Source organism: Nocardia salmonicida NBRC 13393 (assembly GCF_001613085.1).
In the GTDB taxonomy this organism is placed as follows: Bacteria; Actinomycetota; Actinomycetes; order Mycobacteriales; family Mycobacteriaceae; genus Nocardia; species Nocardia salmonicida.
On the sequence record NZ_BDBR01000008.1, the window covers coordinates 396459 to 409299 of the forward strand.

Annotated in this window: 11 protein-coding genes; 7 read left to right on the top strand and 4 right to left on the bottom strand. The window is 68.9% G+C overall.

All coding sequences use genetic code 11. The annotated features are described in order from the left end of the window. Positions 1-3: 3 nt before the first annotated feature. Both NS1_RS09675 and NS1_RS09680 read right to left on the bottom strand, forming a co-directional pair. Positions 4-639: a precorrin-8X methylmutase gene (locus NS1_RS09675; RefSeq protein WP_062983439.1), complete on the bottom strand. Its 636-nt coding sequence runs from the start codon at positions 637-639 to the stop codon at positions 4-6. Between the two features lie 43 nt (positions 640-682). Beyond that, positions 683-1120, bottom strand: coding sequence for an Lrp/AsnC family transcriptional regulator (locus NS1_RS09680; protein WP_056809834.1), 438 nt, complete (start codon positions 1118-1120; stop codon positions 683-685). A 131-nt stretch (positions 1121-1251) separates the two neighbouring features. Here NS1_RS09680 and ddaH point away from each other — a divergent pair, with 131 nt between their 5' ends. Next, entirely contained in the window at positions 1252-2115 is an 864-nt protein-coding gene (ddaH, locus tag NS1_RS09685; RefSeq protein ID WP_062983442.1) for a dimethylargininase, read from the top strand. A 222-nt stretch (positions 2116-2337) separates the two neighbouring features. Here the strand turns inward: ddaH and cobG are convergent, their stop codons facing one another. Continuing rightward, positions 2338-3564: a precorrin-3B synthase gene (gene cobG / locus NS1_RS09690; protein WP_062983443.1), complete on the bottom strand. Its 1227-nt coding sequence runs from the start codon at positions 3562-3564 to the stop codon at positions 2338-2340. A gap of 210 nt (positions 3565-3774) precedes the next feature. Here cobG and NS1_RS09695 point away from each other — a divergent pair, with 210 nt between their 5' ends. The 5 genes from NS1_RS09695 to NS1_RS09715 all read left to right on the top strand — a co-directional run bounded on the left by NS1_RS09695 (position 3775) and on the right by NS1_RS09715 (position 11180). Continuing rightward, entirely contained in the window at positions 3775-4449 is a 675-nt protein-coding gene (locus NS1_RS09695) for a hypothetical protein (protein WP_062983444.1), read from the top strand. 33 nt (positions 4450-4482) lie between these two features. Then, the gene (locus NS1_RS09700) at positions 4483-5865 is read left to right on the top strand and encodes a DNA polymerase III subunit beta family protein (protein WP_062983445.1); all 1383 of its coding nucleotides are present in this window, start codon (positions 4483-4485) and stop codon (positions 5863-5865) included. Continuing rightward, the gene (locus tag NS1_RS09705) at positions 5862-6344 is read left to right on the top strand and encodes a hypothetical protein (RefSeq protein WP_062983446.1); all 483 of its coding nucleotides are present in this window, start codon (positions 5862-5864) and stop codon (positions 6342-6344) included. The genes NS1_RS09700 and NS1_RS09705 overlap by 4 nt, the downstream gene beginning before the upstream one ends. 251 nt (positions 6345-6595) lie before the next feature. Then, positions 6596-10234, top strand: coding sequence for a cobaltochelatase subunit CobN (gene cobN / locus NS1_RS09710; protein ID WP_062983447.1), 3639 nt, complete (start codon positions 6596-6598; stop codon positions 10232-10234). A gap of 91 nt (positions 10235-10325) precedes the next feature. Continuing rightward, complete coding sequence (locus NS1_RS09715; protein ID WP_062983449.1) at positions 10326-11180, top strand: acyl-CoA thioesterase domain-containing protein; 855 nt, start codon at positions 10326-10328, stop codon at positions 11178-11180. Between the two features lie 99 nt (positions 11181-11279). On the opposite strand, the gene NS1_RS09720 is transcribed toward NS1_RS09715, so the two are convergent. Continuing rightward, positions 11280-11735 carry a hypothetical protein gene (locus NS1_RS09720; RefSeq protein WP_056809820.1) on the bottom strand — a complete coding sequence of 152 codons (456 nt, stop codon included), beginning with the start codon at positions 11733-11735 and terminating at the stop codon, positions 11280-11282. 132 nt (positions 11736-11867) lie between these two features. Between NS1_RS09720 and NS1_RS09725 the strand changes: the two genes are divergently transcribed. Beyond that, positions 11868-12710 carry an NAD-dependent protein deacetylase gene (locus NS1_RS09725; RefSeq protein ID WP_062983572.1) on the top strand — a complete coding sequence of 281 codons (843 nt, stop codon included), beginning with the start codon at positions 11868-11870 and terminating at the stop codon, positions 12708-12710. The last annotated feature ends 131 nt before the right edge of the window (positions 12711-12841 follow it).

Genomic DNA, 12841 nt, shown 5'->3' on the forward strand with positions numbered 1-12841 from the left:
CACTCACTCCTGTTCGCTCGCAATCGCATTCAGTGCCGATGCGGTGATCGCGCTGCCGCCCCGCCTACCGCGCACGGTCAGATATTCGATCCCGCCGAAGTCGATCAGCGCCTGCTTGGATTCGGCGGCCCCGATGAACCCGACCGGAATGCCGATGATCGCGGCGGGTCGCGGCGCACCGGCGTCGAGCATGTCGAGCAGGTGGAACAGGGCGGTCGGTGCGTTGCCGATGGCCACCACCGCACCGTCGAGCTGGTCGCGCAGGAGTTCCAGGGCCGCCACCGAGCGGGTGTTGTCCAGTCGCGCGGCGAGGGCGGGCACCCGAGGATCGGTGAGGTTGCACAGCACCGCGTTGTCGGCGGGTAGGCGCTTGCGGGTCACCCCCGAGGCGACCATATTGGCATCGCAGATGATCGGCTTACCGGCGTGCAGCGCGGCGCGTGCGGTGGCGACCACGCCGGGGGAGTAGGCGATATCGGGGGCCAAGTCGACCTGCCCGCAGCCGTGGATCATTCGCACCGCTACCCGCTCGACATCGGCGGGGAACCCGGCGAGATCGGCCTCGGCGCGGATCGTCGCGAACGAGCGCCGATAGATCTCGGCCCCGTCGGTGAGGTAGCTGGCACGCACATCGGACATGCCGGTAACCCTAGAACCTAGGTCTGACGTGGTGTCCGGCGGCTCAGGTGCGGGGGCGTTCGAGAATGCGTGACATCACCAGCGAGCTGCGGGTGCGCCCGACGCGCGCGTTCTCCCTGATCCGTTCGACCGTCACCTCGATCTCGGCCATATCGGTGGCCATCACGTGCACGAGCGCGTCGGCCTCGCCCGCGATCGTCCACACTCCGACGACCTGTGGAATCGGTTCGAGGGTGCGGCGCAGCTCGGCCGGGGAGATGTTGTCGCGGTAGTAGACCTCGACATACGCCTCGGTCTTCCAGCCGAGCGCGGCCGGGTTGACCTGGGCGGTGAATCCGGTGATCTGCCCGCTCGCGACCATCTTGTCCACCCGTCGCTTCACCGCGGGCGCCGAGAGGCCGACCACCGAACCGATCTCCTGGAACGAGGCGCGGGCGTGGACGAGCAGCTCCGCGAGAATCCGCCGATCGATATCGTCCACGTCGCTCCTTCACTTTCTCACGCAATGATTCCCCATTCTCGCACTGATATGCGCAACAAAACGGTGTTCCCCGTGCAATGGAACGGCGATTACGGTCGGAGAAACCATCCGCGCAGCCACCAGGAGTCCTGATGACCGCCGCTAGCCCCCTTCGTGTATCTGCGCCGGCGCGGATCGCCTCGCCGCGCCGCTACGTGCTGTGCCGCCCCGACCATTTCGAGGTCACCTACGCGATCAACCCGTGGATGGACCCGGCCGCCCCGGTCGACCGGGCCCGCGCACTCGCCCAGTGGGAGATCCTGCGCGCGAGGCTGGAAGCACACGGGCACACGGTGGAAACGGTGCCCGGCGAACCCGGCCTGCCGGATATGGTCTTCGCCGCCAACAGCGGCATCGTGATCGGTGGACACGCGCTCTCGGCACGATTCGCCCACCCCGAACGCGCCGCCGAGGGCCCCGCCTTCCATCAGTGGTTCGCCGCCCGCGAACTGCGCGCACTGGCCGCCGCGGCCGAAACCAACGAGGGAGAGGGCGACTTCGCGTTCGCCGGGCAGCGGATTCTGGCCGGCGTCGGGTTCCGCTGTTCGTTGTCCGCCCACGCGGAGGTGGAGCGGTATTTCGACATGCCGGTGGTCTCGCTCGAACTGGTCGACCCGCGCTTCTATCACCTCGACACCGCGCTGATGGTTCTCGACGACACCACCGTCGCCTACTACCCGGCCGCGTTCAGCCCCGCCGCTCGCGACGTGCTCACCGCGCTCTACCCGGCCGCGATCCTCGCCGACGACAACGACGCGCTCTGCTTCGGTTTGAACGGACTCAGCGACGGTGAACACGTCTTCCTCGACCCCGGCGCCACCGGGCTCATCGCGCAGCTGCGCGAGCGCGGGTTCGTTCCGGTCCCGGTCGACATGTCCGAACTGCGCAAGGGCGGCGGCGGCGTGAAGTGCTGCGTGCTCGAGCTGCACACCCGCCGCGACACGACCGTGGGTTAGCCGAGCGGACGCGCTCGGCTGGTCGGCGCCGCACATCGGTGGCAAATCCGTTCGTGGAGGTGAATACGCACGCGTAGCGCGGTGGGCTCACTCGTACTCGGTGCCGGCGAGCCGCTCGGCCGTTATCTGCAGGCTGGACATGGGAAGCCCTCATAGCGAGAAGGCAAGGGTACGAGAGGTTTCGGGATCGTCGATCGAGTTTCGCTCGGCCGCCGAAGCGGCTCAGGGAGCGGTTGCCGCGTCGTCGACCTCGATGCGATACCCGTGGTCGGTGGCGACGACATCGGTCACGGGTCCGCGCGGGCGACCGCAGCAACGGTCGCATCCGGACCAGTGCTGGCGACCCGCCACGGTGACGGCTTCGGCCGCGACGAGTTCGTTCCGCGCGGGCGGCCGATGCTCGGAAGCCTCGGCGGCGGGCAGGACGCGATCGGATTCGATGGCGGCGGCCAGGTCGGCGCGGACGTCGGTGCGTGATTTCGCGCAGCCGGGGCGTCCGGCGCAGGCGCTGACCCGCAGCCACGGGGAATTCGCGTCGAAGATCAGCCCCATCGGCGCGAGCACCCGCACCACGGTTTCGGCGGGTCCCTCGTCGAGGTCGGTGATCACCAGGCTGCGCCACGGGGTGACGAAGACGGGCCGTTCGACGGCGGCCAGGAATTCGGCGGTTCTGGCCGACAAGGTGCCAAGCGGTACCCCGGCGCCGAGCGTGACGAGGCCGTCCTCCTGGTCGAGCCAGCCGATCGGAATGTCGTGTCTCGCACCGAGTTCGAGAGGTTCGCCGACGGGGGAGCGGTCCAGCGTCTCGACCACCGATTCGACCCCGCCCGGAATCTCGTGCAGTCGCCACTGTCCCGAATCGGTGGTTCCCCGCAGATCGAGGAAGCCGCGCGCCGCGTCGAGCATCACCTCGACCGCCTCGCCCGCGGTGATCCGAAGTCCGGTGTCGGCGCCCGCCAGCAGCAGGGCGAATTCGTTCTCGCCCACCGCGTGGATACCGATGTCGCCGTGCAGCGTGCTCACATCGCCGCGTCCGTCGTCGAGGGTGAACAGCACTCGCCCCGGCAGCTCCGCCAGCAGCGGGTCGCCGCGCAATCCCGTGTCGAGGTCGACCGCGAGCCCGTGGACGTCGGCGAACCCGCCGACTCGGCCGGACAGCGGCGAGGCCACGATATTGCGTACCCGTTCATGGGTCTCGCTGGGCAGCAGTCCCGCCGCACCCAATCGCAGCGCGAGTTCGGAGGCGTCACGGACCTGGCGCAGCTGGATGTTTCCCCGCGAGGTCAGCTCGAGGTTCCCGTTGGCGAGATCGCGTGCCGCATCGGCCAGCGCCTGCAACTGCGCCGATTCCAATCGTCCGCCCGGCACACGAATTCGCGCCAGTGGCCCGTCGGCAGCCTGATGCAACCGCAGAACCCCTGGACAAGAATCGGGCGCACTCCTGGTCATGATGTTGCCAGCCTACGACGCGCCGACTATGCCTTGAACCTCAACCGTGGTCGAACCACGTTCCCTCCGCTGAGCGTCGCTGTCGATCGGCCGTGGCAGGGCTTCGTCGATGTGACGAGGCCGACTCGCGTGACGGGGCGGTTCGGGGGTATTCGCCTAGGGTGAGTGGCGGATCCTTCGCCAGCCGAGCACTGACAGGAGAGCCGCCACATGCTGCGTGAATTCGTGGACAAGCGTGTCGTTCCCGCACTCGACAGAGTCGCGCAGGCACAGGCGCCCGTGGTGCATCGGTATGTCGGATGGCTGGGCAGTCGCCACCCGGAGGAAGCGCCGGTCGAGATCGTGCAGCGGCTGTCGCGTCAGTACCTGCTGGTCGTCACGGCAAGCGGCGTCGCCGTGGGGCTCACCGCCGCGGTGCCCGGCGTCGGCACCGTGCTCGGTCTGGCGGCGACCGGGGTGGACACCGTCGTGTTCCTCGAGGCGTCGTCGGTGCTGTCCGTCGGCGCCGCCGCGGCGTACGGCCTGGATCCCGACGACTCACGGCAGGCGCATCTGATGTCGAAGGTCGTGCTCGGCGAGGCGGGCACGAAGGTGCTCGACGAGACCGCGGGCCACAAGAAGGGTCAGTGGCTCTCGGTAGTCACCGATCACATTCCCGTGCTGGCGCGCATGCCCGATTCCCCGGCCAAACGATTCATCGTCAACTACCTGGTCAAACGCACCTTGCTGCTGTTCGGCACCCTCGTCCCCGCGGGTATCGGTGCGGTGATCGGTGGCGTCGGCAACAACGCGCTCGGTCAACTGGTGATCGCGAACGTGTACCGCCATCTCGGCACCGGCTCCCCGGAAATGGTCGCCGCGGGCACCGACCGATACACGACTTGACCTTCGAGTCACTCGAACCCCGATCATGAATCGGTGCCCGACACCGAACTGATCACCATCGGAGCCTTCGCCCGCGCCTGCGGCCTGAGCACCAGCGCCCTGCGCTTCTACGCGGACGCGGGCGTCCTCGCCCCCGTCGTCGTCGACGAGGTCACCGGCTACCGCTACTACGCCCCGGAGCAGTCCCCTCCTGCCCGCCTGCTGCGTCACCTGCGCGCTATCGACATGCCGCTGCCCGCCGTGACCGCCCTGCTGGCCGAACCCGACCCCGCCCGTGCGCTGGTCCTCCTCGACGAGCATCTCGCCGACCTGGACCGGCATCAAGGCGAGGTCCGCGCCGCCGCCGCGGCCGCCCTCGGCGCCCTCCTGGCCATCCACGGATCGACGTCCGGGGGCGGGGACGGGCATCGCGACCAGGTTTCGGTGCCGACCGACGACCGGGGCAGTGCCCGATCGCCGCTCGGCACCGCACAAGGACCCGGGAGAGGTTCGCCCGGGACGCGCGACGACGTGTGGGTGAGCGGACCGGTGCTGGCGTCGGCGATCGACCAGGTAGCGACGGCCACGGTCGCCGATCCGGAGTCGGCGGTCCTCGACACGATTCTGTTCGAGACCGACGGTCAGCAGCTGATCCTCACCGCGACGGACCGCTACCGCCTGGCCACCCGCACCGTCCGCCCCACCCGGGTCGGGCCTGCGGTCTGGAAGGCGACGGTGGACGCCGACGACCTCCGTGCAACCGCGTCCTGGTTGCGTCGCCGGCACGCTGTCGCGATCTGCCCCCATCACGATCGTGTCGAGTTCCGCGTGGCCACAACAGATTCAGTCGACCGAGACCGCGCCGAAGGGGGCGGCGAGCCGACGACGGGCCACGCCGCCCAGCCGGACGACACCCGACGCTACTGCCGCCGATCGACCCACGACTTCCCCGACTACCACGCGATGCTGGCCGCGCTCGCCCCGGTGCGAACTCGAGTCGTGCTCGCTCGTGCGGCACTGCTCGACGCCATGGAAGACCTCGACTCGCCCACCGTGGTCCTGCACACGACCGCCACGGGCACTGCCTCCGTGACGTCCTCGAGCTTGCGGAAAGAGCACACCCTACCGACTGGCACCGCCACGGCGGGCGACCTTGTTGAGCAAGAGAGTTCGAGCGCGGCGGCCGCTGCGTGCGAGGCATCGGAACCGGGCGCGGTGCCGCCCATTCCGCACGCGACAGCCACCGGCCCTGCCATGACGATCCATTTCGCCGTCACCACCCTCTACCCGGCCGTCGCCACCGCCGTCGGACCCGACGTGATGCTCGACCTCATCGCCCCCGACCAGCCTGTTCTGATCCGCTCCGCCGACGACGGAGACCTGTCGACGTTGGCCATGCCGCGCAAACCCGAACCCACCGAGGAGACGTTCCGATGACCACCGCCGACCCGATCATGACCCGAATCACCCAGGGCGTCAGCGACTTCCGCACCGGCGACCCCGATCGCGCCCGTGTCGGCCTGCTCGAGGTCTGGGCCGACATCGGCCCCGCCGGTGACCCCCTGCACCGTTGCACCCTCGCCCACTACCTGGCCGACACCTACGACGACCCGGCCGAAGCCCTCGTCTGGGATGTCCGCGCCCTCGATGCCGCCGACACCCTCACCGACACCCGCCTGAACGACCACCACGCGGGCCTCCAGGTCGCCGGCTTCTACCCCTCGCTGCACCTGAACCTCGCCGACAACTTCCGCCGCCTCGGCGCGTTCCCCGCCGCCACCCGCCACATCGAAGCGGCCCGCGAACGCCTCGACATCCTCCCGGACGACGACTACGGCGCCCTGATCCGAGGCGCCTGCACGGGGGTCGCGGCGGCGATCGCCGCCGAGGACACCACCCGCCGACCCACTCACTGACACCGGCCTCCATCACGCCGCTGCAACGCTCTCGGGCGATGCGCGCGCCACCGTCTGCTGATCAATCGTCCAGCGTCAGGGGGCGGCCTGGAAAGTTGTGGGTGGGGTGGGCCCAGTAGCATCGTCTTGCTCGGCGGGCGTCGAGGAAACCGGTGGAAATCCGGTGCGGTCGCGCCACTGTGAACAGCCAGACCCTCTCCGGCGAGCACCGCAACCCCGATGGGCGCGTAACCCGAGGAAGGTCTCACCCTGTGATCCTGCTGCTGTCCACCTCCGACACCGACCTGCTGAGTGCCCGCGCGAGCGGCGCCGAGTACCGCTGGGGCAATCCCGCCCGGCTGCTGGTCGAGGATCTGCCGGAACTGCTCGACGGCGCGGACCTGGTGATCGTGCGAATCCTCGGCGGCAAGCGCGCGTGGGAAGAGGGCCTCGACGCGATTAGGGCGAGCGGGGTGCCGATGGTGGCGCTCGGCGGCGAGATCGCGCCCGACGCCGAGCTGATGGAATGCTCGACCGTGCCGGTCGGCGTCGCGGCCGACGCGCACAACTACCTCGCCGCGGGCGGGGCCGAGAACCTGCTCCAGCTGCACAACTTCCTGTCCGACACGGTGTTGCTGACCGGCCACGGCTTCGAACCTCCCGCACAACTGCCCACCTGGGGCGAACTCGACCGGTCCCCGCGGATCCTCGAACCACACGCCCCGACGGTGGCCGTCGTCTATTACCGCGCCCAGCACCTCGCGGGCAACACCGCCTACATCGAGGCGCTGTGCAAGGCGATCGAGTCCAAAGGCGCACGCCCGCTGCCGGTGTACGCGGCCTCGCTGCGCACCGCCGAACCCGAACTCCTCGCCCTGCTCGGCCGTGCCGACGCCCTCGTGGTGACCGTTCTCGCGGCGGGCGGCAGCAAGCCCGCGACCGCCTCGGCCGGTGGTGACGACGAAGCCTGGGACGTCGCCGCGCTCGCCGCCCTCGACGTGCCGATCCTGCAGGGCCTGTGCCTGACCAGCGGCCGCGCGCAGTGGGAGGCCAACGACGACGGCCTGTCGCCGCTCGATGTGGCCACGCAGGTCGCGGTGCCCGAATTCGACGGGCGCATCATCACGGTGCCGTTCTCCTTCAAGGAATTCGACGCCGACGGACTGTCCGCCTATGTCCCCGATCCCGAACGCTGCGCGCGCGTGGCCGGGATCGCCGTGCGCCACGCCCGCCTGCGCCACATTCCCGCCGCCGACAAGCGGATCGTGATCATGCTCTCGGCCTATCCCACCAAGCACGCCCGCATCGGCAATGCCGTCGGCCTGGACACCCCCGCGAGCGCGATCCGCCTGCTCACCGAATTGCGCACCGCCGGTTACGATCTCGGCGATGTCGACGAGATCCCCGGCCTGGTGGCACGCGACGGCGACGCGCTGATCCACGCGCTCATCGCCGCGGGCGGCCAGGATCCGGAGTGGCTGAGCGCGGAACAGCTGGAAGGCAATCCGATTCGCATCGGCGCCGCCACCTACACCCGCTGGTTCGAGTCGCTGCCCGAGGACCTGCGCGAGGCCGTGGTCGAGGCGTGGGGGCCGCCGCCGGGCGAACTCTATGTCGATCGGTCGGCCGACCCCAAGGGCGAGATCGTCATCGCCGCACTGCGTTTCGGCAATGTGGTGCTGATGGTGCAGCCGCCTCGCGGGTTCGGCGAGAACCCCGTGGCCATCTACCACGACCCCGACCTGCCGCCCAGCCACCACTATCTCGCCGCCTACCGCTGGTTGTCCGCGCCCGACGGTTTCGGCGCCGACGCGATGGTGCACCTGGGCAAGCACGGCAACCTGGAGTGGTTGCCCGGCAAGACTCTCGGCATGTCCGCCTCCTGTGGCACCGACGCGGCGCTGGGCGATCTGCCGCTGATCTACCCCTTCCTGGTCAACGACCCCGGCGAGGGCACCCAGGCCAAGCGCCGTGCCCACGCCACCCTCGTCGATCACCTGATCCCGCCGATGGCGCGCGCCGAGACCTACGGCGACATCTCCCGGCTGGAACAGTTGCTCGACGAGCACGCCAACATCTCCGCCCTCGACCCGGCCAAACTGCCCGCCATCCGCCAGCAGATCTGGACCCTGATGCGCGCGGCCAAGATGGACCACGACCTCGGCCTCGCCGAACGCCCCGAGGAAGACGTCTTCGACGACATGCTCCTGCATGTCGACGGCTGGCTGTGCGAGATCAAGGATGTCCAGATCCGCGACGGTCTGCACATCCTCGGCCAGGCCCCCGAGGGCGACATGGAACTCGACCTGGTGCTGGCCATGCTGCGTGCCCGCCAGCTGTGGGGCGGGGAACAGAACGTGCCCGGCCTGCGAGAAGCCCTGGGCCTGAGCGAAGCCGGGGACGAATCGCGTGAACGCGTCGACGTGGTGGAAGCCCGCGCGCGCGAACTCCTCGGCGCACTGCAGGCGACGGACTGGTCGGCGGACGCGGTCGAGACCCTGGTGAAGGACTTCGCCACCGCGATTCTCGCCGGGGGAGTGAGCGACGCGGCCGACGAAGCCGCCCGCCTCGACGCGGTGACGACCGTCCTGCGGTTCGCGGCCACCGAAGTCGTGCCGCGCCTGCGCGAAACCCGCATCGAGATCGCCCGCGTCCTGCACGCCCTCAACGGCGGTTTCATTCCCGCGGGCCCCAGCGGGTCGCCGCTGCGCGGTCTGATCAATGTGCTGCCCACCGGCCGTAACTTCTACTCCGTCGACCCCAAGGCCGTGCCCTCGCGGCTGGCCTGGGAGACCGGTCAGGCGATGGCGGAATCGCTGCTCGCCCGGTATCTGGCCGACCACGGCGAGTACCCGAAGTCGGTCGGTCTGTCGGTGTGGGGCACCTCGGCGATGCGCACCTCCGGCGACGACATCGCCGAAGTCTTCGCTCTGCTCGGTGTTCGGCCGGTGTGGGACGAGGCGAGCCGCCGCGTCACGTCCCTCGAGGTGATCTCGCTCGACGAACTCGCCCGCCCGCGCATCGACGTCACCGTCCGCATCTCCGGCTTCTTCCGTGACGCGTTCCCGCACGTGCTGGCCCTGCTCGACGACGCGGTCCGCCTCGTCGCCGACCTCGACGAGCCCGCCGAGTCGAATTACATTCGCGCGCACGCCCAGTCGGATCTGGCCGAACACGGCGACACCCGCCGCGCCACCACCCGGATCTTCGGTTCCAAGCCCGGCACCTACGGCGCGGGCCTGCTGCAGCTCATCGATTCCAAGAGCTGGCGCACCGACGACGACCTCGCGCAGGTCTACACCACCTGGGGTGGCTACGCCTACGGCCGCGACCTCGACGGCGCCCCCGCTGCCGACGATATGCGCACCGCCTACAAGCGCATCGCGGTCGCCGCCAAGAACACCGACACCCGCGAACACGACATCGCCGATTCCGACGACTACTTCCAGTACCACGGCGGCATGGTCGCCACCGTCCGCGCGTTGACCGGTAAGAACCCCGAGGCCTACATCGGCGACTCCACCCGCCCCGACGCCGTGCGCACCCGTACGCTCTCGGAGGAGACCGCCCGCGTCTTCCGCGCCCGCGTGGTGAACCCGCGCTGGCTCGAGGCGATGCGTCGGCACGGCTACAAGGGCGCCTTCGAGATGGCCGCCACGGTCGACTACCTGTTCGGCTACGACGCCACCACCAATGTGGTCGCCGACTGGATGTACGAAAAGCTCTCCGAGAGTTACGTTTTCGACGATGTGAACCGCAAGTTCATGGAGCAGTCCAACCCCTGGGCCCTGCACGGCATCGCCGAACGGCTCCTGGAAGCGGCCGAGCGCAAGCTGTGGGAGCACCCGGAACAGGAAACGCTGGACAAGCTGCGCCAGGTCTACCTGGAAACCGAGGGTGAGCTGGAGTGACCGGACTTGCCGCAAAACTGCAACACGTTCTAGTCTGAGGCATGGTGTGCCGCCGCGATCCCGCCCGGCGCCCGCGGAGGAAAGGGGCACGATGAGTACCTCCCCTGGCTATTTCACGCACGCGGACGGCGTCTACACGCCGATGCGGTACTCGCTGAGCCTGTGGTCGCCCAGCACGCTGTCCGGGCCACCGGTGTGCGGGTTGATGGCGCGCGAAGTGGAAGCGCGCTACTGCTCCGAGGGGTTCGCCCCGGCGCGACTGACCATCGATCTGCACCGTGCGGTGCCCGCCGTGCCGTTGACAGTCGCCAGCGAACTGGTGCGCGACGGGAACCGGGTCCGTTCGGCGACGATCGTCGCGCGCGCCGACGGCGAGATCGTCGCTCGCGGCAGCGCGCTGCTGCTGAAGCGTTCGACCCAGCCGCCGGGCGAGGTCTGGCGCCACGACCGCGCTCGCCCGGTGCCGCCGCCGAACGTGCTCGCCACCATCGACGAGGTGATGCACCTGTTCGGCAGTGACGGGCAGGGCTGGTCGGCGAATATGACCGAACATCAGAACGACACCCGCAAACGCAAGTGGGTACGCAATATCCCCGTGATCGCGGGGGAGGAGTCGTCCCCGTTCTGCTATGCCGCGATGACCGGCGAGCAGACCAGCCTGGTCACCAACTGGGGCACCGAGGGAATCGGTTTCATCAACACCGATGTGTCGATCACGTTCTCGCGCATGCCCGTCGGCGGCGAGATGGGTATCGAAGCGGAGAGCCACCTCAGCGACGACGGGATCGCGGCGGGTGCCGCGGTGCTCTACGACGAGCAGGGCGCGTTCGGCATCTGCACGACCACCGCGCTCGCCAACGAGCGCAGGCAGATCCGCGGCGATGTCATCGACGAGCTGTCGGAGTCGTTCGTCGCGGAGGCGGTCAGGCAGCCACAAGTCCGGTGAACGCCGTCACGATGGCCTCGAGCACAGGGCGCCGGTCGTCGTGGTGGTAACCCAGCACGATCGAGCGGGCGGCCGGGAGCACCGGCGCCGGCTGGAGGCTCAGGCGGAAATCAAGGTCACGATGAGTTCGTCGGCGATCGACTCCGCCTTCACCATGCCCGTGCCCAGGTACAGGGTTGCCGCGCGGGGGCGGCCGTCGGCCAGTGGCACCACCGAGACCGCGTCGACGCGACGGCCCGTGAGCTCGTCGTAGGGTGCCTCGTCGGTGACGTCGAACGCGGTGTACTTGCCGGAGTTGGCGACGTATTCGATATTGACCGGGTCGACCAGCGGCTCGAACGGGTCCCGCCACGGTGCGCCACCGATGCGGAGTTCCGCGCCGTCGGTACCGGCGTCGAAGAGCAGAGTCGAACCGTTGTGGAAGGTGAATTCGATCGGACCCTCGGTGCGGTCGACCTCGTCACCCAGGACATAGAACATCCGGCGGACGGTGACGATGGTCCCGTCGACCGCGGCATTGAGCGCGGTGCGGTCGTACTCATCGGTGTCGGACATAGGTTTTCCTCTGCAGCGGTCGATGCCGGGCGGAGGAACAATCATGTCGCCGCGCGCCCACCGCACGCAACTCGGCCCGGCGTGTTCGTCCCCCGCGCGAGACGGTGCCGCCCCGCTCGTAGAGTGGATCCCATGGTGGACGACGACACCACCGACGCGGTGGAACGCGCGGCCGAGCTGCTGAGCGGTCGCCGCACCGTAGTGATCTCCGGAGCGGGCCTGAGCACCGACAGCGGTATTCCCGACTACCGCGGCCCCGACTCACCGGCGCGCACGCCGATGACCTATCAGCAGTTCGTCGGTGACCCGGTCTTCCGGCAACGGTATTGGGCACGCAACCACATCGGCTGGCGGCGCATGGACGCCGCTCGGCCCAACCCCGGTCATCGCGCCCTCGCGCGGCTGGAACGGGCGGGTGCGGTGTCGGGGGTGATCACCCAGAACGTGGACCTGCTCCACACGAAGGCGGGGGCGCGGCGGGTGATCGATCTGCACGGAACCTACGCGCGAGTGCGGTGCCTGAATTGTTCGAATCTGATCTCGCGAATGACGCTCGCGCAGCACCTCGAAGCCGCCAATCCTGGTTTCGCGGAAAATGTTTCGGCGGGGGCGACAGGTATCGAAGTGGCGCCCGACGCGGACGCCGTGGTGACCGATACCGACCGATTCCGGATGGTCGACTGCATGGCGTGTGGCGGAATGCTGAAACCCGACATCGTGTATTTCGGCGAGAACGTTCCGCCCGATCGGGTGGAAGCCGCTTTCGACATGGTCGAACAGGCGCGGGCGATACTGGTGGCCGGTTCCTCGCTGACGGTGATGTCGGGTCTTCGGTTCGTGCGGAGAGCCGCGAAAAACGGTGTGCCAGTGGTGATCGTGAATCGCGGGCGCACTCGCGGCGACGAACTGGCCACCCTCCGAATCGACGCGGGGTGTTCGGAAACTCTGTGCGCGCTCGCCGAACTCGGCTGCTGAATTCGCGTCCGCCGAACTGACAGTTCCCAGCGCCGGGGGCTCTCGTTTCCCGGTGAAATGATCGATAACTTGATCCCTCGGTGACGGCGGGAAATCAGACGTGGGTAAGCTCGGCGCACCAGTGCATGAAG

Coding starts and splice junctions, on each gene's coding strand:
- NS1_RS09715 (WP_062983449.1), top strand. CDS start 10,326: ATGAGTACCTCCCCTGGCTATTTCACGCACGCGGACGGCGTCTACACG.
- cobG (WP_062983443.1), bottom strand. CDS start 3,564: ATGACCAGGAGTGCGCCCGATTCTTGTCCAGGGGTTCTGCGGTTGCAT.
- NS1_RS09725 (WP_062983572.1), top strand. CDS start 11,868: ATGGTGGACGACGACACCACCGACGCGGTGGAACGCGCGGCCGAGCTG.
- NS1_RS09675 (WP_062983439.1), bottom strand. CDS start 639: ATGTCCGATGTGCGTGCCAGCTACCTCACCGACGGGGCCGAGATCTAT.
- ddaH (WP_062983442.1), top strand. CDS start 1,252: ATGACCGCCGCTAGCCCCCTTCGTGTATCTGCGCCGGCGCGGATCGCC.
- NS1_RS09720 (WP_056809820.1), bottom strand. CDS start 11,735: ATGTCCGACACCGATGAGTACGACCGCACCGCGCTCAATGCCGCGGTC.
- NS1_RS09695 (WP_062983444.1), top strand. CDS start 3,775: ATGCTGCGTGAATTCGTGGACAAGCGTGTCGTTCCCGCACTCGACAGA.
- NS1_RS09705 (WP_062983446.1), top strand. CDS start 5,862: ATGACCACCGCCGACCCGATCATGACCCGAATCACCCAGGGCGTCAGC.